The following is a 22,886-nucleotide window of genomic DNA, read 5'->3' as shown; positions in this document are numbered from 1 at the left end:
CGATGGGAGGGGGCGTACGTCACCACGTCACCCCAGCGAAGGCTGGGGTCCACGTCTCTCGTCTCCCTGATGATCACGCGGGTGAAAACGGACATGGATGCCAGTCTCCGCTGGCGGGACGGAAAGCTACCCCGCCACGAGCACAAAAAAAGAGGCCGATCCCGAAGGACCGGCCTTGAAAGTTTTAGGAGAGGATGCCTGAAAGGCCCGATCTTTGTGCAGGTGCGAACGTGAAAACGCAAGCGAAAAATCGCGGCACCGCCGAAAAAAGTTCCAAATCGTTGGAAAACAGCCAATTTTCTATATTCAGCGATGTAAGCTAATTGCAGGTGCCTCGGTTTTTGCTCGCAGGTGCGAACGCGGGCGGCGTGGATTGCCAGCCATCGCCGCGGGCGCCATGGTCGTCGCCGAACGACGGATCGGAATGGGCATGGCGGAAAATCGAGCGGAAACCGGCGCTTTGCGCGAGCTTACCGCCAGGGGGCTGCTGCTCGGCGCGCTGATCACCTTCGTGTTCACCTCGGCCAATGTCTATCTCGGCCTGCGAGTCGGGCTGACCTTCGCCACCTCGATCCCGGCGGCGGTGATCTCGATGGCGGTGCTGCGACTGGTGCGCGGCGCCACCATCTTCGAGAACAACATCGTCCAGACGGTCGCCTCGGCGGCGGGCTGCATCGCCTCGATCATCTTCGTCCTGCCCGGCCTGATCATGATCGGCTGGTGGCAGGGCTTCCCCTTCTGGCAGACCTTCCTGCTCTGCGCCTCGGGCGGGATGATGGGCGTGGTGCTGTCGGTGCCGTTGCGCCGCGCGCTCGTCACCGGATCGGACCTGCCCTATCCCGAGGGGGTCGCCGCCGCCGAGGTTCTGCGGGTCGGCACCCAGACCAGCGAGGGCGCGGCCGAGGCGCGCGTCGGCCTGCGCACGATCGTCGTCGGCGCGGTCGCCGCCATGGGGTTCGCGGTGCTGGGCGCGACGCGGCTGGTGGCGACCGAGGCATCGACCTGGTTCCGGCTGGGCTCGAGCGACGCCGCCACCGGCGTCTCGGCGTCGCTGTCCTTCGCGCTGCTCGGAGCGGGCCATCTGGTCGGCCTGTCGGTCGGGCTGGCGATGGGGCTCGGCGTCGTCATCGCCTTCGGCGTCGCGACCCCGATCCTGTCGGCGATCGCCGGCGCGCCGGGCCCCGCCGAGGCGGCGGCGCTGGCGGTGTTCGGCAGCCAGGTCCGCTTCCTCGGCGCCGGGGTGATCGGTGCCGCCGCGATCTGGACGCTGGGCAAGCTGGCCCGGCCGCTGTGGCGGGGCATGGCCGGCGCGATCGCCGCATCGAAGGCGCGTAAGGCGGCGGGGGCCGACCTGCTGCCGGTCGAGGAGCGCGACATCGGGGTCGGCTGGCTGGCGGTGATCGTCGCGGGCATGGCGCCGCCGATCATCGGCCTGTTGTGGCATTTCGCGGGAGAGGGGCCGCTCGCCGCCCAGGCGCTGCCGCTGTCGCTCGGCTTCTACGTCTATGTGCTGCTGATGGGTGCCTTCGTCGCGGCGGTGTGCGGCTATATGGCGGGGCTGATCGGATCGTCGAACAGTCCGGTGTCGGGGCTGGCGATCCTCGCGGTGCTGGGATCGGCGCTGCTGCTCGCGGTCGCGGTGCAGCCGCTGGCGGGGGCCGAGGCGGGGCCGCAACTCGTCGCCTTCGCGCTGTTCGTCACCGGGCTGGTCCTCGCCTGCGCGGTGATCGCCAACGACAACCTCCAGGACCTCAAGACCGGCCAGCTGATCGGCGCGACCCCGTGGAAGCAGCAGGTCGCGCTGATGGTCGGCGTCGTCGCCGGGTCGGCGGTGATCCCGCCGATCCTCGACCTGCTCAACGCCGCCTATGGCTTCGCGCCGCTGCCCGGCACCGGCCTGCCGATCCCGGACAATCCGCTGCCCGCGCCGCAGGCGACGCTGATCGCGGGGCTCGCGCGCGGCATATTGGGCGAGGGGCTCGACTGGAACATGATCTTCATCGGCGCCGCGATCGGCCTGCTGCTGGTCGCGCTCGACGGGCTGATGGGGCGCAAGGGCTGGCTCCGCCTGCCCCCGCTCGCGGTCGGGATCGGCATCTACCTGCCGATGTCGGCGACCCTGCCGGTGGTGATCGGCGCGCTGATCGGCTGGCGCTACGACAAGCGCCGCGGCGATCCGGTGGCGCAGCGCATGGGGGTTCTGCTCGCCTCGGGCTTCATCGTCGGCGAGAGCCTGTTCGGCGTGCTGCTCGCCGGGCTGATCGTGGCGACCGGCAGCGGCGCGCCGCTGGCGCTGATCGGCGAGGGACATGCGGGGGCCGCGATGGCGGCGGGCACGGTGCTGGTGGTGGCGCTGCTGGTCGGACTCTACCGCTGGACCGCGCGGGCGGCGGGGCGGGTGGCGTCCTGACCCGGGGAGAAGCGCTGCAAAGTTGCCATTTGGCGGGCTTACGGCTATGGCGCCCGCCGGCTCTTTCAAATCCTCACAGTCTCAGGTGACATCCATGAAGATCAGTGGCGTGGACATCCGTCCCGGCAACATCATCGAATATGAAGGCGGCATCTGGCGCGCCGTCAAGATCCAGCATACGCAGCCCGGCAAGGGCGGCGCCTATATGCAGGTCGAGATGAAGAACCTGATCGACGGGCGCAAGAACAACGTCCGCTTCCGGTCCGCCGAGACCGTCGAGCGCGTCCGCCTCGACACCAAGGATTTCCAGTTCCTGTTCGCCGAGGGCGAGGACCTGACCTTCATGGACAAGGACAGCTACGAGCAGATCACGTTGCCGCGCGACCTGCTCGGCGACGCCGCAGCCTTTCTGAACGACGGCATGGACGTCGTGATGGAGCTGTATGACGAGCGCCCGATCTCGGTGCAGCTCCCCGACACCGTCGAGGCGCTGATCGTCGAGGCCGACGCGGTGGTGAAGGGCCAGACCGCATCGTCGAGCTACAAGCCGGCGCTGCTCGAGAACGGCGTCCGCGTGATGGTGCCGCCGCATATCGCCAGCGGCACCCGCATCGTCGTCGACGTCTACAGCCAGGAATATGTCCGCCGCGCGGACTGAGCGAAGCTTTCTCCTCCCCGATGGGGAGGGCATGTTCCGCCGGGGGCATCGGGTTCCCGGTTTCGTCACCCACCCCTAGCCTCTCCCTTGAAAGGGAGGGGGAGAAAAAGACATGGTTGCCCACTCCGGCCTCATCACCGTCATGGACCGTGCCGCGCGCAAGGCGGCGCCGCGGCTGCGGCGCGATTTCAACGAGGTCCAGCAGCTCCAGGTGAGCCGCAAGGGCCCGGCCGACTTCGTCTCGATGGCGGACAAGCGCTCCGAGCAGACGCTGGTCGAGGAACTGAAGCGCGCCCGTCCCGACTGGGGCTTCATCCTCGAGGAAGGCGGCGAGATCGAGGGCGATCCGTCGAAGCCGCGCTGGATCATCGATCCGCTGGACGGCACCTCCAACTTCCTCCACGGGCTGCCGCACTTCGCGATCTCGATCGCGGTCGAGGAGCCGCGCACCGGCCAGGCCCGCGGCGAGGTGACGCAGGGGCTGGTCTACCAGCCGCTCACCGACGAGAGCTTCTGGGCCGAGAAGGGCCGGGGCGCCTGGCTGCACGACCGGCGCCTGCGCGTCTCGTCGCGCCGCGACCTGTCGGAAGCGCTGGTCGCGACCGGCATTCCCTTCCTCGGCCATGGCGACATCCGCGAATGGACCGCGATCTTCGCCTCGATCGCCCCCGAGGTCGCGGGCATCCGCCGCTTCGGTTCGGCCGCGCTCGACCTCGCCTGGGTGGCGGCTGGGCGCTACGACGCCTATTGGGAAGCCGATCTCAACATCTGGGACGTGGCGGCCGGCCTGCTGCTGGTGCGCGAGGCGGGCGGCTTCGCCAGCGACTATCGCGGCGGCGACCGGATGCACGAGCGCAACGAATATCTGGTGACCAACGACGGCCTGGCGACGCGGATGCACAAGCTGGTGGCGCAGGGCCTGAAGAGGCTCTGAGGCTTCGGCGCCGCCGAGGGCCCTGTCCTTCGTCGGTCCCGCGACGGCGACGTCTTCCGCCATTCCGGCAAAAGCCGCGATCTCCCTGCTTTTCGCCCTCCGGGACGAAAGACGAAGTGGACGCGAGATCCCGGCTTTCGCCGGGAGGAAGAGGAAGAGGATGGCGAAGGGCCGTGCTTTCCCATGGCTGTCGGGCGCGCCTCGAAACCCCGGGAATTCCGTGACCCAGTTGCGAATCATTCTCACCCTTCCACGGCTTGCTTCGCAAATGCCGCAAGCCTAAACGTCCGGCCAAAGGCCGGATTCCCGGTCCACAGCTCGGAGCCTGTTCATGGCGTCAGTCGCCGCCGGATATCTGCCGATCCTGCTCTTCCTGGGCGTCGCACTCGTCCTGTCGAGCGCCTTCGTCTTCCTGCCGATGGCGGTCGGCCGGCTGACCGGCGCGCACCAGCCGAATCCGGAGAAGCTGGCCGAATATGAATGCGGCTTCCCGGCGTTCGAGGACAGCCGCGCCCAGTTCGACGTGCGCTTCTACCTGATCGCCATCCTGTTCATCGTCTTCGACCTCGAGGCCGCCTTCCTTTATCCCTGGGCGGTGTCGCTCGGTGGAATCGGCTTCGTCGGCTGGCTGTCGATGATGGTCTTCCTGGTCGAGCTGACGATTGGTTATGTCTATGCATGGAAGAAGGGAGCGCTCGAATGGGAGTGACCCTCGATAGCGCGCTGAACCCGCACAAGCCGGAAGGCTTCGGCGACGTCGTCGCGCCCGATCCCGATTATTTCAAGGCGCTCCAGGCCGAGGTCAACGACAAGGGCTTCCTCGTCACCTCGGCCGAGGATCTGTTCCAGTGGGCCCGCACCGGCTCGCTGTGGTGGATGACCTTCGGCCTCGCCTGCTGCGCGGTCGAGATGATCCACGTCAACATGCCGCGCTACGATCTCGAGCGCTTCGGCGCGGCGCCGCGCGCCTCGCCGCGCCAGTCGGACGTGATGATCGTCGCGGGCACGCTGTGCAACAAGATGGCCCCGGCGCTGCGCCGCGTCTACGACCAGATGTCCGAGCCCAAATATGTCATCTCGATGGGTTCGTGCGCCAATGGCGGCGGCTATTATCATTACAGCTATTCGGTGGTGCGCGGCTGCGACCGGATCGTGCCGGTCGACATCTACGTCCCCGGCTGTCCGCCGACCGCCGAGGCGCTGCTCTACGGGATCATGCAGCTCCAGCGTAAGATCCGTCGGGTCGGGACGCTGGAACGGTGAGCGGCGCAACGGTGAGCAGCTCGATGACCTTCCCGCGCTTCGCCTCGAACGACGGGGTGATCGAGGCGGCGACCGCCGCGCTCGGCGCCCGGCTGGTCGAGACGCGTGAATGCGTCGGCGAGATCGCGCTCCATGTCGAGCGCGCGAGCCTGGTCGAGACGATGCGCATCCTGCGCGACGAGCTCGCCTATCAGCAGCTGATGGAGATCGCCGGGGTCGACTATCCCGATCGGGCCGAGCGGTTCGAGGTGGTCTACTGCCTGCTGAGCGTGACCAGGAACCACCGCATCCGCGTCCATGTCGCGACCGACGAGGTCGCGCCGGTGCCGAGCGTGACCGGGCTGTGGCCCGTCGCCGGCTGGCTCGAGCGCGAGGTGTTCGACATGTACGGCGTGCTGTTCGAGGGCAATGCCGACCTGCGCCGAATCCTGACCGACTACGGCTTCCGCGGCCATCCGCAGCGCAAGGACTTCCCGCTGACCGGCTATGTCGAGCTGCGCTATTCGGAAAAGCACAAGCGCGTCGTCTACGAGCCGGTCAAGCTGGCGCAGGACTTCCGCAGCTTCGACTTCATGAGCCCGTGGGAAGGCGCCGACTATATCCTGCCCGGCGACGAGAAGGTCTCGCCGGTCGAGCCCGGAGCCCCGACCCCGGCGCCCGCCAAGACGGCGCCCGAGCCGGTCGTCGCCACGTCGCCGCCGCCCACGCCCAAGACCACCGACAGCCCCGCCCAGACCGGCGAGGGCAAGGCCGACCCGCTCGGCGACGGAGCGAAGAAGTGATGGCTGTTCTTCCCACCGTCATGCCGGCGCAGGCTGGCATCTCGGGCGGCTTACGCGCGCCCTCATCTCCTGAGACCCCAGCCTTCGCTGGGGTGACGGATATCGTGGCGGGGATGCTCTGATGGCCTCGACCTATGAAACCCTGACTCCCGAGGCCCAGAAGGGCGAGATCGAGATTCAGAACTACACGATCAATTTCGGTCCGCAGCATCCGGCCGCGCACGGCGTTCTGCGCATGGTGATGGAGCTCGACGGCGAGATCGTCGAGCGCGTCGACCCGCATGTCGGTCTGCTCCATCGCGGCACCGAGAAGCTGATCGAGTACAAGACCTATCTCCAGGCGCTGCCCTATTTCGACCGGCTCGACTATTGCTCGCCGCTGGCGATGGAGCACAGCTACGTCCTGGCGATCGAGAAGCTGCTCCAGCTCGAAGTGCCGCTTCGCGCGCAATATCTGCGGGTGTTCTTCGCCGAGCTGACCCGCATCTGCAACCACATGCTCAACATCGGCGCGCACGTCATGGACGTCGGCGCGATGACCCCGAACCTGTGGCTGTTCGAGATTCGCGAGGACTGCCTCAACTTCTTCGAGCGCGCCTCGGGGGCCCGCATGCACGCGGCCTGGTTCCGCCCGGGCGGCGTCCACCAGGACGTGCCGCTCAAGCTGCTGACCGACATCGGCGACTGGCTCGACGATCGCATGCCGCGCCTGTTCGAGGACGCGGTGTCGCTGTTCGCCGACAACCGCATCTTCAAGCAGCGCAACGTCGACATCGGCGTGGTCAGCAAGGAGGATGCGCTCGCCTGGGGTTTCTCGGGGCCGATGATCCGCGCCGCGGGCATCCCGTGGGACATCCGCAAGGCGCAGCCCTACGACGTCTACGACCGCATGGACTTCGAGATCCCGATCGGCACCAAGGGCGACTGCTACGACCGCATCATGGTCCGCATCGAGGAGGTGCGGCAGTCGGCCCGGATCATGAAGCAGTGCCTGAACGAGATGCCCGAAGGGCCGATCGCCAGCCTCGACCGCAAGGTCGTCCCGCCCAAGCGCGGCGAGATGAAGCGATCGATGGAAGCGCTGATCCACCATTTCAAGCTCTACACCGAGGGCTTCCACGTCCCCGCCGGCGACGTCTATGTCGCGACCGAGAGCCCGAAGGGCGAGTTCGGGGTGTATCTGGTCTCCGACGGCAGCAACAAGCCCTATCGCTGCAAGATCCGGCCGACCGCGTTCAGCCATCTCCAGGCGATGGACTTCATGATGAAGGGGCACATGCTCGCCGACACCACCGCCGTCCTCTCGGCGATCGACGTCGTGTTCGGGGAGTGCGACCGGTGAGCAGGCTCGCAACCGCCGAGGCGATGATCGCGCATTACAACGCGCAGGACGCCGACGCCTATGTCGCGCTGATGACCGACGATGCGGCCGAGGCGGGCTATCGGGGTGCGGTCGTGCGCGACGGCAAGGAAGGCGTTCGCGCGGGCCTCAAGGCGATGTTCGCCGAGTTCCCCGAGAACCGCGCCGACATCCTCTCCGGCTACCAGCTCGGCGACTATGTCGTGCTGCACGAGCAGGTGTTCCGCTCGTCGACCGCCGAGCCGTTCGAGGTGATGAGCATCTACAGTTTCGAAGGCGACAAGGTGTCGCGCGTGGAGTTCGTGCGCTGATGGCCGACGCAGCCCATATCCCCGACGAAGCCGAGACCCGCGCGCGCTGGGGCGGATTCGCCTGGACCGCCGAGAATGCCGAGCAGGCCGGGAAGATCATCGCCCGCTATCCGCCGGGCCGCCAGCAGTCGGCGGTGATGCCGCTGCTCGACCTCGCCCAGCGCCAGGTCGGCGCCGAGACGCAGACCCAGGGCTGGCTGCCGATCCCGGTGCTGGAATATATCGGCGCGCAGCTCGGCATGGCCTATATCCGCGTGCTCGAGGTCGCCAGCTTCTACACCATGTACAATCTGGCGCCGGTCGGCCGCTACCATGTCCAGGTGTGCGGGACGACGCCGTGCATGCTGCGCGGTTCGGACGACGTGCTCGACGCCTGCGCCAGGAAGGGCCTGAAGAAGGGTGCGACGACCCCCGACGGGCTGTTCACCCTGACCGAGGTCGAGTGCCTGGGCGCCTGCGCCAACGCGCCGATGGTCCAGATCAACGACGACAATTACGAAGACCTCACCTTCGAGACGACCACCGCGATCCTCGAGGCGCTTGCCCGGGGCGAGCAGCCGAAGGTCGGCCCGCAGATCGAGCGCCAGACGAGCTGCCCCGAGGGCGGCCCGACCACGCTCAAGGAGATGGTCGGCGAGAATCACGATTATCGCGGCCGCTGGCCGGTAGCGGGGGATGTTCCGGCATGAGCGGCCTGATCGCCATCATCGTCACGATCGTCCTGGCGGTCATCCTGATCAAGGTGACCTTCAAGCTGCTCGGCATCGCCATTGCCATCGCGATCGGCGTCGCGGTCTATTTCATCGCGGCGAAATTCTTCGGGAAGTCGGCATGACGCGATTTTCCCAAGCCGTCATGCCAGCGAAGGCTGGCATCTCGTGCGTCCCGGACGCGCGCTATTCTCCTGAGACCCCAGCCTCCGCTGGGGTGACGCTTTTCATTGGGGGTAGTCGTCGTGCTTGACGACAAGGATCGCATCTTCACCAACGTCTACGGGTTCCAGCCCTGGAACCTCGAGGCGGCGCGCAAGCGCGGCGACTGGGACGACACCAAGGCGCTGATGGCGCGCGGCCAGGACCAGATCATCGAGGATATCAAGGCGTCGGGCCTGCGCGGCCGCGGCGGCGCCGGCTTCCCGACCGGCATGAAGTGGAGCTTCATGCCCAAGGAGCCCAAGCCCGGCAAGCCGAGCTTCCTGGTGATCAACGCCGACGAATCCGAGCCCGGCTCGTGCAAGGACCGCGAGATCATCCGCCACGATCCGCACAAGTTGATCGAGGGTGCGCTGATCGCCGGCTTCGCGATGCGCGCGCGGGCGGCCTATATCTACATCCGCGGCGAGTTCATCTTCGAGGCGAAGATATTGTTCGCGGCGGTCGAGGAGGCCTATGCCGCCGGCCTGCTCGGCAAGAACGCCGCCGGCTCGGGCTATGATTTCGACGTCTTCGTCCATCGCGGCGCGGGCGCCTATATCTGCGGCGAGGAGACCGCGCAGATCGAGAGCCTCGAGGGCAAGAAGGGCCAGCCGCGGCTGAAGCCCCCCTTCCCGGCGGGCGCGGGCCTCTATGGCTGCCCGACCACGGTCAACAACGTCGAATCGATCGCGGTGGCGCCGACCATCCTGCGGCGCGGCGCGGCCTGGTTCGCCGGCATCGGCCGCGAGGGCAACAAGGGCACCAAGCTCTTCCAGATCTCGGGCCATGTGAACAAGCCCTGCGTCGTCGAGGAAGAGATGGGCATCTCCTTCCGCGAGCTGATCGAGACCCATGCCGGCGGCATCCGCGGCGGCTGGGACAATCTGCTCGCGGTGATCCCGGGCGGCTCGTCGGTGCCGCTGGTGCCCGCCGCGCAGATCATGGACGCGCCGATGGACTTCGACGGATTGAAGGCGCTCGGCTCGGGGCTCGGCACCGCCGCCGTGATCGTCATGGACAGGTCGACCGACATCGTCCGCGCGATCAGCCGCCTGTCCTATTTCTACAAGCATGAGAGCTGCGGCCAGTGCACGCCGTGCCGCGAGGGCACCGGCTGGATGTGGCGCGTCATGGAGCGGCTGCGCACCGGCGAGGCGCGGGTCGACGAGATCGACACGCTGCTCGACGTCACCAAGCAGGTCGAGGGTCATACCATCTGCGCCCTGGGCGATGCGGCCGCCTGGCCGATCCAGGGCCTGTTGCGTCATTTCCGTCCCGAGGTGGAGCGCCGTATCCGGGAGCGGGGCAATGATGGCGGCGCGTTGATGGAGGCTGCCGAATGAAACGGATCATGCTTGCTGTCATGGCCGCCGGCGCGACGATCGCCCCCGCCGCCACGCCCGCTTATGCGGCCACGCTCAGCGCCGATGTCGCGCTGACCGGCCACAAGGTCGCCAAGTGCCTCTACGCCAAGCGCCGCGCCGACGTCGTCGGCGCGCTCGGCACGAGCAACGAGGCCGACTTCCAGCGCTATTACAAAACCCTGACGCGCAGCCAGCAATGCCGCGACATCGGCGTCCAGTCGGCCGAGGTCGAGGGCGCGGCGGTGGTCGTTCCCGCCGACATCCTGCGTGGCATGCTGGCCGAGCAGGCGCTGGCCGACAGCGCGAAGTTCCGCGCGCTGCAGCCGGTGCAGGGCGAAACCAGCTACCAGCGGCCGTGGTTCGCCGCGACCGGCCGCAACCCGACCGTCGACGAGATGGCGGTGTGCACGGTCGACCAGAACCCGGCCGGCGTCCGCGAACTGATCGATGCGAAGCCCGAGGGCGATGCCGAGCTCGGCGCGGTCCGTGCGCTCAGCGCGACGCTCGGCGCCTGCCTGCCGCAAGGCGCCACCCTGTCGGCCAACCGCCAGTCGCTGCGCGCGGCGCTGGCTGACGCGCTTTACCAGCGCGCAACCGCCTCGGCGCTCGCCAGCAAGTGATGCGGCTGGCGGCATCCACGACGGCCGGCCTGACGGCAGCGGCGATCGCGGCTTCCGCGATCCTGCCGCTGTCGGACGTCCGGGCGCAGCGTTTGCCGATGTCCCCCGAGCAGTCGCGGCGTGCGTCGCGCGCCTTCGTGACCTGCACGGTGGATCGCCGCCGCGAAATAGCGACCCATTATCTGGCCGCCACCGATGCCACCGATTTCGCGAAGTGGCGCGACCGGCTGTTCGACAATGTCCGGTGCGGGATGAAGGATTTTCCCACGGTCGCCAGCGGTTTCCGGATGACCTACATTCCGGTCGACGTCGAACGTGGTTTCGTGGCGGAGCAGTTGATTGCCGTGGGTCGCGTGGCCCTGGTTGCCGAGCCGGAACCGATCGGAACCTTCGACGGTCGCTGGTCCGGCGTTTCGGGACGTGCGCCGGCGGTGGACGAAATGGCCGGTTGCGCGGCGTCGGTCCGTCCCGCCGACCTGATCGCGCTGCTCCGGACCGAACCGGACAGCGAGGCGGAAAAGACGGCTTTTGCCGGTCTGGGTGATCTGTTCGGGCAATGCCTGGTCACGGGTGCCAAGTTGCAGGCCAATCGTCTGTCGCTCCGCGCCGCACTCGCCGAAGCTTTGTATCGCAGGGCCGCCCGCCAGGCCCCAATTTCTACCGCAGGAACGCAATAATGCCCAAGCTGACCGTAGACGGGATCGAAGTCGAAGTCCCCGCCGGTGCCACGGTGCTCCAGGCCTGCGAAGCCGCGGGCAAGGAGATTCCGCGCTTCTGTTACCATGAGCGGCTGTCGATCGCCGGCAATTGCCGCATGTGCCTGGTCGAGGTGAAGCCCGGGCCGCCGAAGCCGCAGGCGTCGTGCGCGCTGCCCGCCGCCGACAAGCAGGAGGTGTTCACCCAGTCGGCGATGGTCAAGAAGGCGCGCGAGGGGGTGATGGAGTTCCTCCTCATCAACCACCCGCTCGATTGTCCGATCTGCGACCAGGGCGGCGAGTGCGATCTGCAGGACCAGTCGGTCGCCTATGGCAAGGGGCAGAGCCGCTTCACCGAGAACAAGCGCGCCGTCACCGACAAATATATGGGCCCGATCGTCAAGACGACGATGACCCGCTGTATCCAGTGCACGCGCTGCGTCCGCTTCGCCGAGGAGGTCTCGGGGATCGAGGAGATCGGGGCGATCGGCCGCGGCGAGAATATGCAGATCACCTCCTATCTCGAACATGCGGTGACCAGCGAGCTGTCGGGCAATGTCGTCGACCTCTGCCCGGTCGGTGCGCTGACGAGCAAGCCCTATGCCTTCGAGGCGCGGCCCTGGGAGCTCAAGAAGACCCTCGGCATCGACGTGATGGACGCGGTCGGCACCAATGTCCGCTTCGACAGCCGCGGCCGCCAGGTGCTGCGCGTGCTGCCGCGCATCAACGAGGACGTGAACGAGGAATGGGCGTCGGACAAGACGCGCCACGCCGTCGACGGCCTCGTCCGCCGCCGTCTCGACAAGCCCTATGTCCGCAAGGCCGGCAAGCTGGTCGAGGCGAGCTGGCAGGAGGCCTTCGCCGCGATCAAGGCCGTCAGGGCGGGTTCGTCGGTCGCCGCGATCGCCGGCGACCAGCTCGACTGCGAGACGATGTACGCCGCGAAGGCGCTGCTCGCGAGCATGGGCTCGACCCTGCTCGAAGGTCGCCAGACCGGCATGGACTACGACACGTCGAGCCTCGCCGCGGTGAACTTCAACAGCACGATCGCGGGCATCGAGACCGCCGACGCGATCCTGCTGGTCGGAACCAACCTCCGCTGGGAGGCGCCGCTGATCAACACCCGCGTCCGCAAGGCGGTGAAGCGCGGGGCGAAGGTCTTCGCGATCGGCGAGGAGCTCAACCTCACCTATCGCACCGAGTGGCTCGGCAACGACCTGGGTCTGCTCGGCCAGCTGCCCGACGCGGTGACCGAGGCCTTCGCCAAGGCCGAGCGCCCGGCGCTGATCGTCGGCGGCGGCGCGCTGAAGGCCGGGGCGCAGGGCGCCACCCTCGCGCTGGCCGGCCCGCTCGGCCTGATCCGGGACGGCTGGAACGGCTATAACGTCGTCCATCTCGCCGCCGCGCGGATGGGCGGGTTGATGCTCGGCTATGCGCAGAAGGGCGGCGTCGCCGACCTCGCCGCAGCCGCGCCGAAGCTGCTGTTCCTGCTCGGCGCCGACGACGTCGACGCCACGAAGTTCGCGAAGAGCCTGAAGGTCTATATCGGTCATCATGGCGATGCCGGCGCGGCCGCGGCCGACGTGATCCTGCCGGGCGCGGCCTATACCGAGAAGCCCGGCACCTATGTGAACACCGAGGGCCGCGTCCAGCGGGGCGACCGCGCCGTCTTCCCACCGGGCGACGCCCGCGAGGACTGGGCGATCCTGCGCGCGCTGAGCGAGGTGCTCGGCCACAAGCTGCCGTTCGACAGCTTCGACGCGCTGCGCGCCGCGATGGTCGCCGAGGTGCCCGCGCTGGGCATCGAGGGCCTCGCCGCCTATGCATGGTCGGCACCCGCGCTCGCCGCCACCGCGTCGGGCCCGGTGGGCTATCCGGTCAAGGATTTCTACCTGACCAACCCGATCGCGCGCGCCAGCGACACGATGCAGCGCTGCTCGGCCGAACTCCTCCATGGGCAGAGCTTCGCGGAGGCCGCGGAATGAACCTTCTCCCCCATTTCGTCATCCCAGCGAAGGCTGGGATCTCGTGCGGCTCAAGCGCGTCGATCTCGCCGGAGGCGCCAGCCTTCGCCGGGGTGACGGCAGCGGAGTGCGCCGCATGACCGCTCTCTTCCAGAGCTGGGGCCTGCCGTACGACTGGGCCTGGTTCGCCTCGACCATCATCGGCATCCTCGTCATCGCGCTGCCGCTGATGCTCGCGGTGGCGATGATCATCTATGCCGACCGCAAGATCTGGGCGGCGATGGCGCTGCGCCGCGGGCCGAACGTGGTCGGCCCGTGGGGCCTGCTGCAGAGCTTCGCCGACGGCGCCAAGGTGTTCCTCCAGGAAACCATCATCCCGGCGGCCGCGAACAAGGGGCTGTTCATCCTCGCGCCGATCATCACCTTCACGGTCGCACTGATCGTCTGGGCGGTGATCCCCTTCGCGCCGGGCGTGGTGCTCGCCGACATCAACATCGGCCTGCTCTACATCCTCGCGGCGTCGTCAATCGGCGTCTACGGCGTGATCATCGCGGGCTGGGCGTCCAACTCCAAATATCCCTTCTACTCGGCGCTCCGCGCGGCGGCGCAGATGGTCAGCTACGAGGTCTCGATCGGCTTCGTGCTGATCTCGGTCGTGCTGTGGACCGGCAGCTTCAACATGTCGGCGATCGTCGAGGGACAGCGCGCCCATGTGTTCGGCTTCATCAACGGCTATGGCTTCAACCCGCTGCTCTTCCCGATGGCGGTGGTGTTCCTGATCTCGGCGATGGCGGAGACGGCCCGTGCGCCGTTCGACCTGACCGAGGCCGAATCGGAGCTCGTCGCGGGCTACCAGACCGAATATTCGTCGATGGCCTTCGCGCTGTACTGGCTCGGCGAATATGCCAACGTCATCCTGATGTGCGGCCTCAACGCGATCCTGTTCTGGGGCGGCTGGCTGCCCCCGGTCGACTGGGCACCGCTCTACATGGTACCGGGCATCGTCTGGTTCTTCGCCAAGCTGCTGTTCTTCTTCTTCGTCTTCTCCTGGGTGAAGGCGACGGTCCCGCGCTACCGCTACGACCAGCTGATGCGGCTGGGCTGGAAGATCTTCCTGCCGCTGTCGCTGTTCTGGGTTTTCCTTGTTTCGGGGTGGCTGATGCTCACCCGCTACGGAGTCTGAGATGAGCCTCGCGCACATCATCAAGTCGTTCACGCTCTGGGAGTTCGTGAAGGCGCACTGGCTGACCCTGAAGTATTTCTTCAAGGCCAAGGCGACGATCAACTATCCCTATGAGAAGAACCCGCTCTCCCCGCGCTTCCGCGGCGAGCACGCGTTGCGCCGCTACCCGAACGGCGAGGAACGCTGCATCGCGTGCAAGCTGTGCGAGGCGGTGTGCCCGGCGCAGGCGATCACGATCGAGGCCGAGCCGCGCGACGACGGCTCGCGCCGCACCACCCGCTACGACATCGACATGACCAAGTGCATCTTCTGCGGCTTCTGCCAGGAAGCCTGCCCGGTCGACGCGATCGTCGAGGGTCCGAACTTCGAATATTCGACCGAGACGCGCGAAGAACTCATCTACGACAAGGCCAAGCTGCTCGCCAATGGCGACCGCTGGGAACCGGCGCTTGCCGCCAACCTTGCCGCCGATGCGCCGTACCGTTAAGCGCCAGCCGTTCGCGAAGGGGCACTGAGAAAGCCGTGATCCAGACCATAGCCTTCTATCTGTTCGCCACGCTGGTGATCGCGTCCGGGACGCTCACCATCCTGGCGCGCAACCCCGTGCACAGCGTGCTGTGGCTCATCCTCGCCTTCTTCAACGCGGCGGGCCTGATGATCCTGGTCGGTGCCGAGTTCATCGCGATGCTGCTCGTGATTGTCTATGTCGGCGCGGTCGCGGTGCTGTTCCTGTTCGTCGTGATGATGCTCGACATCGACTTCGCCGAGTTGCGCGCGGGCTTCGCCCAATATCTGCCGTTCGGCGTGCTGCTGGTGCTGGTGCTCGCCGCGGAGATGATCTTCGCGGTCGGCGCCTGGTCGGCCGGCGGGGTCGACATGGGGACGCGCGTCGCGCCGACCCCGTCCGAAGTGCCCAATATCGAGGCGCTCGGGACGCTCATCTACACGCGCTATCTCTATATCTTCGAAGGCGCGGGCCTCGTCCTGCTCGTCGCGCTGATCGGCGCGATCGTCCTCACCCACCGCACCCGCGGCGGCGTGAAGGCGCAGAACGTCAGCGCGCAGAACATGCGCCGGCCCGAAGACGCCACGCGCAACGTCAAGCCGGCCGTCGGCCAGGGGGTGGAGCTGTGACGCTTCGCGTTTTGATCCTGCAGCCCGCTAAGGGCGCATCGCGTGGGAGGGCTTCGGCATGATCGGGCTCCAGCATTATCTGGTCGTCTCGGCGATCCTGTTCGTGATGGGGGTGTTCGGTATCTTCCTCAACCGGAAGAACGTCATCATCATCCTGATGGCGATCGAGCTGATCCTGCTGTCGGTGAACATCAATTTCGTCGCCTTCTCCGCCTATCTGGGCGACCTGGTCGGCCAGGTCTTCGCGATGTTCGTGCTGACCGTCGCCGCCGGCGAGGCGGCGATCGGGCTGGCGATCCTCGTCATCTATTTCCGCGGCCGCGGCACCATCGCGGTCGACGACATCAACCGGATGAAGGGGTGATGGTGACTATCTCCGTCATGCTGGCGAAGGCTGGCATCGCGTGCGGCTCCTGCGCGCGCATCTCTCCTGAGATCCCGGCCTTCGCCGGGACGACGTCTGTGGAAGCGGGGGCCGTTCGGGCATGATCACGCTCATCGTCTTCCTGCCGCTGCTCGCGGCGATCGTCGCCGGGCTCGGCAACCGCATGCTCGGCAACCTCGTCGCCAAGAGCATCACCACCGGCGCGCTGTTCCTGTCCTGCGCGCTGAGCTGGCCGGTGTTCGTCAGCTTCCTGACCGGCGCCGCGACCGCGCATGTCGTGCCGGTGCTGACCTTCATCAACTCGGGCGACCTGATGGTCGACTGGGCGCTCAGGGTCGACACGCTGACCGCGGTGATGCTGGTGGTCGTGACGACCGTCTCGAGCCTCGTCCACCTCTACAGCTGGGGCTATATGGCGGAGGACCCGAGCCAGCCTCGCTTCTTCGCCTATCTGTCGCTGTTCACCTTCGCGATGCTGATGCTCGTGACCTCGGACAGCCTGGTCCAGATGTTCTTCGGCTGGGAAGGCGTCGGCCTCGCCTCCTACCTCCTCATCGGCTTCTGGTACCAGAAGCCCTCGGCCAACGCCGCCGCGATCAAGGCCTTCGTGGTCAACCGGGTCGGCGACTTCGGCTTCTCGCTCGGCATCTTCGGCACCTTCCTGGTGTTCGGCACGGTCTCGATCCCCGAGATCCTGGCCGCCGCGCCGGGCTATGCCGATGCGTCGATCGGCTTCCTCGGCGCGCGGGTCGACCTGATGACGCTGCTCTGCCTGCTGCTGTTCGTCGGCGCGATGGGCAAGTCGGCGCAGCTCGGCCTCCACACCTGGCTTCCCGACGCGATGGAGGGCCCGACCCCGGTGTCGGCGCTGATCCATGCCGCGACGATGGTCACGGCCGGCGTGTTCATGGTCTGCCGCCTGTCGCCGATGTTCGAGGTCAGCCCGACCGCGATGCATGTCGTCGCCTATGTCGGCGCGGCCACCGCCTTCTTCGCGGCGACGGTCGGCACGACCCAGACCGACATCAAGCGGGTGATCGCCTATTCGACCTGCTCGCAGCTCGGCTACATGTTCATGGCGGCGGGCGTCGGCGCCTATGGCGCGGCGATGTTCCACCTGTTCACCCACGCCTTCTTCAAGGCGCTGCTGTTCCTCGGCGCGGGCTCGGTGATCCATGCGATGCATCACGAGCAGGACATGCGCCATTATGGCGGCCTGTGGAAAAGGATTCCCTGGACCTTCGCGGCGATGACCGCGGGCACGCTGGCGATCACGGGCGTCGGCATCGCGGGCGTGTTCGGCTTCGCGGGCTTCTATTCGAAGGACGCGATCATCGAGGCGGCGTTCGCCAGCGGATCGACCTCGGGTGGGATCGCCTTCGCGGTCGCGGTGGTCGCGGCGCTGCTGACCAGCTTCTATTCGTGGCGGCTCGTCTTCCTGACCTTCTTCGGCAAGCCGCGCTGGGCGGGCTCCGAGCATATCCAGCATGCGGTGCACGATGCGCATGGCCACGGCCATGACCATGACGCACCCGCGGACGAGGATGCCGGGCACGATCCGCACGCGCAGGACGATCATGGCCATGGTCATGCCGCGCACGGCCACGGCCATGGCGGCGCGGTGGAGGGCGACCTCGGCTATCATCCCCATGAAAGCCCGGCGCCGATGATGATCCCGCTGGTCGTGCTGTCGATGGGGGCGATCTTCGCGGGCTGGTTCTTCGCCCCGTGGTTCCTCGATCCCGAGAAGGGCGCCGCCTTCTGGGCGGGCAGCATCGCCTTCGACGCCCATCTGATGCACGCGATGCACGGCATTCCGGCGTTCGCCAAGCTGTCGGCGACGATCGTGATGCTGATCGGCCTGGCGATCGCGATCTGGGCCTATGTGCTCGACCGCACGATACCGGGCCGCTTCACGTCGCAATTCCACGTGCTGTACGACTTCCTGCTGCACAAATGGTATTTCGACGAACTCTATCATTATCTGTTCGTCGTCCCGGCCTTCTGGCTCGGCCGCTTCTTCTGGAAGAAGGGCGACCAGGGCACGATCGACCGGTTCGGCCCCAACGGCGTCGCCGCGCTGGTGGTGCGGGCCGGCACCGCCGCCCGCGCCGCGCAGTCGGGCTATCTTTATACATATGCGCTGGTGATGCTGCTCGGCCTTGCCGCCGCGGCGACCTGGGCGATGGTGGGCTGACGCGATGGGCTTTCCTATCCTTTCCGTGATGATCGCGCTGCCGCTGGTGGCGGCGCTGGCCTGCCTGTTCGCGGGGGCGAAGGGGGCACGCTGGATCGCGCTGGTCGCGACCCTGGTGAACCTCGGCCTCGGCATCCTGCTGTGGCATTGCTACGAGATCGGCGGCGCCCAGTGGCAGTTCACCGAGAATGTCGCGCTGTTCGGGCGCTTCGCCTGGGCGCTCGGCATCGACGGCATCGCGCTGCTGCTGATCGTCCTGTCGGTGTTCCTGATGCCGATCTGCATCGCCGCCTCCTGGGAGGCGATCGAGAAGCGCGTGCCCGAATATATGGCCGCCTTCCTGCTGATGGAAACGCTGATGATCGGCGTGTTCGCGGCGCAGGACCTGTTCCTGTTCTACATCTTCTTCGAAGCCGGCCTGATCCCGATGTACCTGATCATCGGCATCTGGGGCGGCGCCGACCGCATCTACGCCAGCTACAAATTCTTCCTCTACACGCTGCTCGGATCGGTGCTGATGCTGATCGCGATGCTGTGGATGGTGAACGAGGCCGGCACCACCTTCATCCCCGCGCTGATGGCCTACGACTTCCCGCCGCAGGCGCAGACCTGGCTGTTCCTGGCCTTCTTCGCCTCCTTCGCGGTGAAGATGCCGATGTGGCCGGTCCACACCTGGCTGCCCGACGCGCACGTCCAGGCGCCGACCGCGGGTTCGGTCATCCTGGCCGGCGTGCTGCTGAAGATGGGCGGCTACGGCTTCATCCGCTTCTCGCTGCCGATGTTCCCGGTCGCCAGCGCCGAGCTGATGTGGCTGGTGATGGGCCTGTCGATGATCGCCGTCGTCGTGACCAGCCTGATCGCGCTGGTGCAGGAGGACATGAAGAAGCTGATCGCCTATTCGTCGGTCGCGCACATGGCCTTCGTGACGATCGGCCTGTTCGCCTTCAACCGGCAGGGCATCGAAGGCGCGCTGATGGTCATGCTCGGTCATGGCCTCGTCTCGGGCGCGCTCTTCCTGTGCGTCGGCGTGATCTACGACCGCATGCACACCCGCGAGATCGCCCGCTATGGCGGCCTGTCGAACAACATGCCCAAATATGCGATGCTGTTCCTGCTGTTCACCATGGCCTCGGTCGGCCTGCCGGGCACGGGCAACTTCGTCGGCGAATTCCTGTCGCTGGTCGGCGCCTATGAGATCTCGTCCTGGGTCGCCTTCGTCGCGACGACGGGCGTGATTCTCGGCGCGGCCTATATGCTCTACCTCTACGCCCGCATCGCTTATGGTTCGGCGCGCACGCCCGAAGCGGCGGCGATGCCCGACCTGACGCCGCGCGAGCTCGCCCTGCTGGTGCCGCTCGCGCTCGCCACGCTGTGGATGGGCGTCTATCCCGAAAGCTTCCTGGCACCGATGCGCAACGACGTCGGCGCGGTGCTCGCCCGCCTGGCGCCGGCCGCGCCGGACAGCGACGCCAAGGTGGCGATCGGTCACTCGAAACCTGCTGCCGCGCACCCGGAGGCGCACCACTGATGTCGATGACCGCCTCCCTCGCTCTCACCGTTCCCGAGCTGATCCTGTCGATCGGCGCGATGCTGCTGCTGATGGTCGCGGCCTTCGGCGGCGACGGCTTCGCCCGCGCGATCGGCTGGGGCGCGGTGGCGCTGTTCGCCGCCGCCGGCTTCGCGCTGACCGGCCCCGCCGGCAACGGCGGCCCGGGCTTCGACGGACTCTACATCGCCGACAGCTTCGCCGCCTTCGCCAAGCTGCTGGTCTACATCTCGGCGGCGGTCTGCGTGATCGTGGCGCCGGGCTTCTTCGACCGGTCGGGCGGCGGCTACCGCGCCGAATATCCGATCCTGATCCTCTTCTCCGCGGTCGGCATGGGGATGATGGTGTCGGCGGGCGACCTGCTGACCCTCTATGTCGGGCTCGAGCTGCAGTCGCTGTCGGCCTATGTGCTGGCCAGCTTCCTGCGCCGCGACACCCGTTCGGCCGAGGCGGGTCTCAAATATTTCGTCCTCGGCGCGCTCGCCTCGGGGATCCTGCTCTACGGCATCTCGCTGATCTACGGCTTTACCGGCACGACGCTGTTCGCCGGCATCTCCGACGCGCTGGCGAAGGGGATCACCACCGGTCAGCTGTTCGGCATGGTATTCATCTTCGCGGGCCTCGCCTTCAAGATCTCGGCGGTGCCGTTCCACATGTGGACCCCCGACGTCTACGAAGGCGCGCCGACCCCGGTCACCGCCTTCTTCGCCTCGGCGCCGAAGGTCGCGGGCATGGCGCTGCTGCTGCGCGTCGCGGTCGAGGCGATGGGCTCGGGCACCGACAGCTGGCGCCAGATCGTGATCTTCGCCGCGCTCGCCTCGACGATCCTCGGCGGCGTCGCCGCGATCGGCCAGAGCAGCATCAAGCGGCTGCTCGCCTATTCGTCGATCAACAATGTCGGCTTCGCGCTGTTCGGCCTCGCCGCCGGCACCGCCGAAGGCGTCGCGGGCACGATGACCTATATGGCGGTCTATGTCGCGATGACCCTGGGCAGCTTCATCTGCGTGCTGCAGATGCGCGGCGCCGACGGCCAGCCGGTCGAGACGATCACCAGCCTGTCGGGCCTGTCGCGCAGCCGTCCCGGCCTCGCCGCGGCCTTCGCGATCTTCATGTTCAGCCTCGCCGGCATCCCGCCGCTGTTCGGCTTCTGGCCCAAATTCCTGGTGTTCGACGCGCTCGTCCGCGCCGGCTTCTGGCCGCTGGCGATGATCGGCATCGCGACCTCGGTGATCGGCGCCTTCTATTATCTGAAGATCGTCAAGACGATCTACTTCGACGACCCCGCGCCCGAATTCGCGCCGGCCGCGTCGAGGCTCGAAGGCGGGCTGATCACCCTCGCGGCGCTCGCCGTCTCGCCGCTCGGCTATCTCGCCATCCCGCTGCTCGACGCGACGAGCATGGCGGCGGCGCGCGCGCTGTTCTGAGCGGCTTGAGCAAAGGCCGTTCGTCCCGGGCGAAGGTGAGGGACCTGGGCTCGCGGAACCTCTCTCGACCGCGGCCGATGGCCGACGTTCGTCCCGGGCGCCTGCCGTGCAGGCCGTCGAGGGGCTCGACACGGACGGAACGGGCGTGACGATGGCGCGACCCATCCGCCACGTCGCCGTCACCGGATCGACCAACGACGACATGATGGCGCTCGCCCGCCAGGGCGCCGCCGAGGGAGCGTGGCTGCGCGCCGACCGGCAGGAGGGCGGGCGCGGGCGACAGGGGCGGCCCTGGGTGTCGCCGCCCGGAAACCTCTATGCCAGCACGCTGGTCCGCCGCCTGGGCGGCGATCCCCCGGCGCCGAGCCTGGCGATGGTCGCGGCGGTCGCGCTCGACGAACTGCTGCAGGCGTGGCTGGGTCCCGACCGGCTCGCGATCAAATGGCCCAACGACCTGCTCGTCGACGGCGCCAAGATCTCGGGCATATTGCTCGAGGGTGCCGAGGATGCGGTGGTGGTCGGCATCGGCGTCAACCTTGCCCATCACCCGGAGGCGATCGACCGTCCGGCGACGAGTCTCGCCGCGCTCGGCCTGTCGCCGCCCGATCCGGCCGATTTCGCCGCCGAACTGGCGACGGTGTTCGCCGCCTGGCTGGCGCGCTGGCGGGGCGAGGGCCTTGGCGTGGTGCTCGCCCGCTGGCAGGCGCGCGCGCATCCGCCCGGCACCGCGCTCAGCGTGCGCGCGCCCGAGGGGACGCTCGAAGGGCTCTATGACGGCCTCGCCGCCGACGGGGTGCTGCGCCTGCGGGGCGCCGACGGGCGCATCCATCTCGTGCACGCCGGCGACGTTTTCCTGCTATAGCCCGCCCGGACAGAAGGACTCGGACGAAGCATGCTGCTTGCGATCGACGCTGGTAATACCAATATCGTGTTCGCGCTGGTCGACCCCGGATCGAGTCCGGGGCAGGCGGGCGGGGCGATCGTCGCGCGCTGGCGGATCGCCACCGACGCGCGCCGGACCGCCGACGAATATGCGGTGTGGCTTCACCAGCTGCTCCAGCTCGAAGGCCATGACCGGTCGGCGATCGAGGCGGTGATCATCGCGACGGTGGTGCCGCGCGCGCTCCACAATCTCGAGGTGCTCGCATCGAAATATTTCGGGGTCGAGGCCCTGGTCGCCGGCCGGCCGCCGGTCGAATGGGGGATCACCCTCGACGTCGACGAGCCGCAGAATGTCGGCGCCGACCGCGCGGTGAACGTGATCGCGGCGCACGCCCGCCATCCGGGCGACCTGATCGTGATCGACTTCGGCACCGCGACCACCTTCGACGTGGTCGACTATAGCGGCGCCTATAAGGGCGGGATCATCGCCCCGGGCATCAACCTGTCGCTCGACGCGCTGGTCGCCGCCGCGGCGAAGCTGCCGCGCATCGCGATCGAGGCGCCCGAGACGGCGAGCGTGATCGGCCGGACGACGCAGGACCAGATGCTCATCGGCATCTATTTCGGCTATGTCGCGATGATCGAGGGGCTGGTCGCGCGCATGAAGGCGGAAGTGGGCCGCCCCGCCAGGGTGGTCGCCACCGGCGGCCTCGCCACATTGTTCGAACGGCATGTGAAGCTGTTCGACAGCATCGAACCGGATCTGACGATCCAGGGGCTCGGCATCATATATGATCGCCTCAAGGCCAAGACGTGAACAGATTGGACAAAAACCTACAGTGACGAAACCCGGTAACGAA

23 protein-coding genes are annotated in these 22,886 nt (G+C 67.5%); all 23 read left to right on the top strand.

All coding sequences use genetic code 11. The features are described 5' to 3' along the window. The first annotated feature begins 430 nt into the window (after window positions 1–430). The 23 genes from ASE22_RS16220 to ASE22_RS16115 all read left to right on the top strand — a co-directional run bounded on the left by ASE22_RS16220 (window position 431) and on the right by ASE22_RS16115 (window position 22,843). The gene (locus ASE22_RS16220; RefSeq protein ID WP_056362497.1) at window positions 431–2,410 is read left to right on the top strand and encodes an OPT family oligopeptide transporter; all 1,980 of its coding nucleotides are present in this window, start codon (window positions 431–433) and stop codon (window positions 2,408–2,410) included. A gap of 94 nt (window positions 2,411–2,504) precedes the next feature. Beyond that, the gene (efp, locus tag ASE22_RS16215) at window positions 2,505–3,068 is read left to right on the top strand and encodes an elongation factor P (RefSeq protein WP_056361879.1); all 564 of its coding nucleotides are present in this window, start codon (window positions 2,505–2,507) and stop codon (window positions 3,066–3,068) included. A 112-nt stretch (window positions 3,069–3,180) separates the two neighbouring features. After that, on the top strand, window positions 3,181–4,002 hold the full coding sequence (locus tag ASE22_RS16210; protein ID WP_056361876.1) for an inositol monophosphatase family protein: 822 nt from the start codon (window positions 3,181–3,183) through the stop codon (window positions 4,000–4,002). Window positions 4,003–4,333: 331 nt separating this feature from the next. After that, window positions 4,334–4,711, top strand: a complete 378-nt coding sequence (gene ndhC / locus ASE22_RS16205; RefSeq protein WP_056361873.1) for an NADH-quinone oxidoreductase subunit A — start codon at window positions 4,334–4,336, stop codon at window positions 4,709–4,711. After that, window positions 4,702–5,265 carry a NuoB/complex I 20 kDa subunit family protein gene (locus ASE22_RS16200; RefSeq protein ID WP_056361870.1) on the top strand — a complete coding sequence of 188 codons (564 nt, stop codon included), beginning with the start codon at window positions 4,702–4,704 and terminating at the stop codon, window positions 5,263–5,265. Before ndhC ends, ASE22_RS16200 begins: the two co-directional genes overlap by 10 nt. Before the next feature lie 23 nt (window positions 5,266–5,288). Beyond that, window positions 5,289–6,047 (top strand): NADH-quinone oxidoreductase subunit C, encoded by a 759-nt coding sequence (locus ASE22_RS16195; RefSeq protein WP_056362496.1) that lies wholly within the window; start codon window positions 5,289–5,291, stop codon window positions 6,045–6,047. Window positions 6,048–6,168: 121 nt separating this feature from the next. Further along, window positions 6,169–7,389, top strand: coding sequence for an NADH-quinone oxidoreductase subunit D (locus ASE22_RS16190; RefSeq protein ID WP_056361867.1), 1,221 nt, complete (start codon window positions 6,169–6,171; stop codon window positions 7,387–7,389). Window positions 7,390–7,412: 23 nt separating this feature from the next. After that, a complete protein-coding gene (locus ASE22_RS16185) occupies window positions 7,413–7,718 on the top strand; it encodes a nuclear transport factor 2 family protein (protein WP_056362493.1) in 306 nt (101 codons plus the stop codon). Next, window positions 7,718–8,407 (top strand): complex I 24 kDa subunit family protein, encoded by a 690-nt coding sequence (locus ASE22_RS16180; protein WP_056361864.1) that lies wholly within the window; start codon window positions 7,718–7,720, stop codon window positions 8,405–8,407. Before ASE22_RS16185 ends, ASE22_RS16180 begins: the two co-directional genes overlap by 1 nt. Then, window positions 8,404–8,553: a hypothetical protein gene (locus tag ASE22_RS27335; protein ID WP_200933112.1), complete on the top strand. Its 150-nt coding sequence runs from the start codon at window positions 8,404–8,406 to the stop codon at window positions 8,551–8,553. The genes ASE22_RS16180 and ASE22_RS27335 overlap by 4 nt, the downstream gene beginning before the upstream one ends. Window positions 8,554–8,673: 120 nt before the next feature. Beyond that, window positions 8,674–9,975 carry an NADH-quinone oxidoreductase subunit NuoF gene (gene nuoF / locus ASE22_RS16175; protein ID WP_056361861.1) on the top strand — a complete coding sequence of 434 codons (1,302 nt, stop codon included), beginning with the start codon at window positions 8,674–8,676 and terminating at the stop codon, window positions 9,973–9,975. Between the two features lie 8 nt (window positions 9,976–9,983). After that, entirely contained in the window at window positions 9,984–10,616 is a 633-nt protein-coding gene (locus tag ASE22_RS16170) for a hypothetical protein (protein WP_235538171.1), read from the top strand. Beyond that, a complete protein-coding gene (locus tag ASE22_RS16165) occupies window positions 10,616–11,293 on the top strand; it encodes a hypothetical protein (protein ID WP_056362490.1) in 678 nt (225 codons plus the stop codon). Before ASE22_RS16170 ends, ASE22_RS16165 begins: the two co-directional genes overlap by 1 nt. Continuing rightward, complete coding sequence (gene nuoG, locus ASE22_RS16160; protein ID WP_056361855.1) at window positions 11,293–13,296, top strand: NADH-quinone oxidoreductase subunit NuoG; 2,004 nt, start codon at window positions 11,293–11,295, stop codon at window positions 13,294–13,296. Before ASE22_RS16165 ends, nuoG begins: the two co-directional genes overlap by 1 nt. 115 nt (window positions 13,297–13,411) lie before the next feature. Beyond that, window positions 13,412–14,458, top strand: coding sequence for an NADH-quinone oxidoreductase subunit NuoH (nuoH, locus tag ASE22_RS16155; RefSeq protein WP_056362486.1), 1,047 nt, complete (start codon window positions 13,412–13,414; stop codon window positions 14,456–14,458). Between the two features lies 1 nt (window position 14,459). Beyond that, window positions 14,460–14,945 carry an NADH-quinone oxidoreductase subunit NuoI gene (gene nuoI / locus ASE22_RS16150; RefSeq protein WP_056361852.1) on the top strand — a complete coding sequence of 162 codons (486 nt, stop codon included), beginning with the start codon at window positions 14,460–14,462 and terminating at the stop codon, window positions 14,943–14,945. Window positions 14,946–14,980: 35 nt separating this feature from the next. Continuing rightward, the gene (locus ASE22_RS16145; RefSeq protein WP_056361849.1) at window positions 14,981–15,592 is read left to right on the top strand and encodes an NADH-quinone oxidoreductase subunit J; all 612 of its coding nucleotides are present in this window, start codon (window positions 14,981–14,983) and stop codon (window positions 15,590–15,592) included. 58 nt (window positions 15,593–15,650) lie between these two features. Then, complete coding sequence (nuoK, locus tag ASE22_RS16140) at window positions 15,651–15,956, top strand: NADH-quinone oxidoreductase subunit NuoK (RefSeq protein WP_056361846.1); 306 nt, start codon at window positions 15,651–15,653, stop codon at window positions 15,954–15,956. A gap of 121 nt (window positions 15,957–16,077) precedes the next feature. Continuing rightward, entirely contained in the window at window positions 16,078–18,174 is a 2,097-nt protein-coding gene (gene nuoL / locus ASE22_RS16135; protein ID WP_056361843.1) for an NADH-quinone oxidoreductase subunit L, read from the top strand. 4 nt (window positions 18,175–18,178) lie between these two features. Continuing rightward, a complete protein-coding gene (locus ASE22_RS16130) occupies window positions 18,179–19,702 on the top strand; it encodes an NADH-quinone oxidoreductase subunit M (RefSeq protein ID WP_056361840.1) in 1,524 nt (507 codons plus the stop codon). Then, window positions 19,702–21,144 (top strand): NADH-quinone oxidoreductase subunit NuoN, encoded by a 1,443-nt coding sequence (nuoN, locus tag ASE22_RS16125; protein ID WP_056361837.1) that lies wholly within the window; start codon window positions 19,702–19,704, stop codon window positions 21,142–21,144. Before ASE22_RS16130 ends, nuoN begins: the two co-directional genes overlap by 1 nt. Before the next feature lie 202 nt (window positions 21,145–21,346). Beyond that, the gene (locus tag ASE22_RS16120; RefSeq protein ID WP_056362483.1) at window positions 21,347–22,006 is read left to right on the top strand and encodes a biotin--[acetyl-CoA-carboxylase] ligase; all 660 of its coding nucleotides are present in this window, start codon (window positions 21,347–21,349) and stop codon (window positions 22,004–22,006) included. A 30-nt stretch (window positions 22,007–22,036) separates the two neighbouring features. Beyond that, entirely contained in the window at window positions 22,037–22,843 is an 807-nt protein-coding gene (locus ASE22_RS16115; RefSeq protein WP_056361834.1) for a type III pantothenate kinase, read from the top strand. The last annotated feature ends 43 nt before the right edge of the window (window positions 22,844–22,886 follow it).

It is taken from the genome of Sphingomonas sp. Root720 (assembly GCF_001428605.1).
Taxonomy (GTDB): Bacteria; Pseudomonadota; Alphaproteobacteria; order Sphingomonadales; family Sphingomonadaceae; genus Rhizorhabdus.
Note: the sequence above shows the minus strand (reverse complement) of the source record. Positions and strands in the feature narration are given on the sequence as shown.

What these genes read in the sequence shown, in the direction of transcription:
- nuoK (WP_056361846.1), top strand. Translation starts at nt 15,651, where the DNA reads ATGATCGGGCTCCAGCATTATCTGGTCGTCTCGGCGATCCTGTTCGTG.
- nuoL (WP_056361843.1), top strand. Translation starts at nt 16,078, where the DNA reads ATGATCACGCTCATCGTCTTCCTGCCGCTGCTCGCGGCGATCGTCGCC.
- ASE22_RS16210 (WP_056361876.1), top strand. Translation starts at nt 3,181, where the DNA reads ATGGTTGCCCACTCCGGCCTCATCACCGTCATGGACCGTGCCGCGCGC.
- ndhC (WP_056361873.1), top strand. Translation starts at nt 4,334, where the DNA reads ATGGCGTCAGTCGCCGCCGGATATCTGCCGATCCTGCTCTTCCTGGGC.
- ASE22_RS16120 (WP_056362483.1), top strand. Translation starts at nt 21,347, where the DNA reads ATGATGGCGCTCGCCCGCCAGGGCGCCGCCGAGGGAGCGTGGCTGCGC.
- ASE22_RS16115 (WP_056361834.1), top strand. Translation starts at nt 22,037, where the DNA reads ATGCTGCTTGCGATCGACGCTGGTAATACCAATATCGTGTTCGCGCTG.
- nuoN (WP_056361837.1), top strand. Translation starts at nt 19,702, where the DNA reads ATGTCGATGACCGCCTCCCTCGCTCTCACCGTTCCCGAGCTGATCCTG.
- ASE22_RS16180 (WP_056361864.1), top strand. Translation starts at nt 7,718, where the DNA reads ATGGCCGACGCAGCCCATATCCCCGACGAAGCCGAGACCCGCGCGCGC.
- ASE22_RS16165 (WP_056362490.1), top strand. Translation starts at nt 10,616, where the DNA reads ATGCGGCTGGCGGCATCCACGACGGCCGGCCTGACGGCAGCGGCGATC.
- nuoH (WP_056362486.1), top strand. Translation starts at nt 13,412, where the DNA reads ATGACCGCTCTCTTCCAGAGCTGGGGCCTGCCGTACGACTGGGCCTGG.
- efp (WP_056361879.1), top strand. Translation starts at nt 2,505, where the DNA reads ATGAAGATCAGTGGCGTGGACATCCGTCCCGGCAACATCATCGAATAT.
- ASE22_RS16185 (WP_056362493.1), top strand. Translation starts at nt 7,413, where the DNA reads ATGATCGCGCATTACAACGCGCAGGACGCCGACGCCTATGTCGCGCTG.
- ASE22_RS27335 (WP_200933112.1), top strand. Translation starts at nt 8,404, where the DNA reads ATGAGCGGCCTGATCGCCATCATCGTCACGATCGTCCTGGCGGTCATC.
- nuoG (WP_056361855.1), top strand. Translation starts at nt 11,293, where the DNA reads ATGCCCAAGCTGACCGTAGACGGGATCGAAGTCGAAGTCCCCGCCGGT.
- ASE22_RS16190 (WP_056361867.1), top strand. Translation starts at nt 6,169, where the DNA reads ATGGCCTCGACCTATGAAACCCTGACTCCCGAGGCCCAGAAGGGCGAG.
- nuoI (WP_056361852.1), top strand. Translation starts at nt 14,460, where the DNA reads ATGAGCCTCGCGCACATCATCAAGTCGTTCACGCTCTGGGAGTTCGTG.
- ASE22_RS16220 (WP_056362497.1), top strand. Translation starts at nt 431, where the DNA reads ATGGCGGAAAATCGAGCGGAAACCGGCGCTTTGCGCGAGCTTACCGCC.
- ASE22_RS16130 (WP_056361840.1), top strand. Translation starts at nt 18,179, where the DNA reads ATGGGCTTTCCTATCCTTTCCGTGATGATCGCGCTGCCGCTGGTGGCG.
- ASE22_RS16170 (WP_235538171.1), top strand. Translation starts at nt 9,984, where the DNA reads ATGCTTGCTGTCATGGCCGCCGGCGCGACGATCGCCCCCGCCGCCACG.
- ASE22_RS16200 (WP_056361870.1), top strand. Translation starts at nt 4,702, where the DNA reads ATGGGAGTGACCCTCGATAGCGCGCTGAACCCGCACAAGCCGGAAGGC.
- ASE22_RS16195 (WP_056362496.1), top strand. Translation starts at nt 5,289, where the DNA reads ATGACCTTCCCGCGCTTCGCCTCGAACGACGGGGTGATCGAGGCGGCG.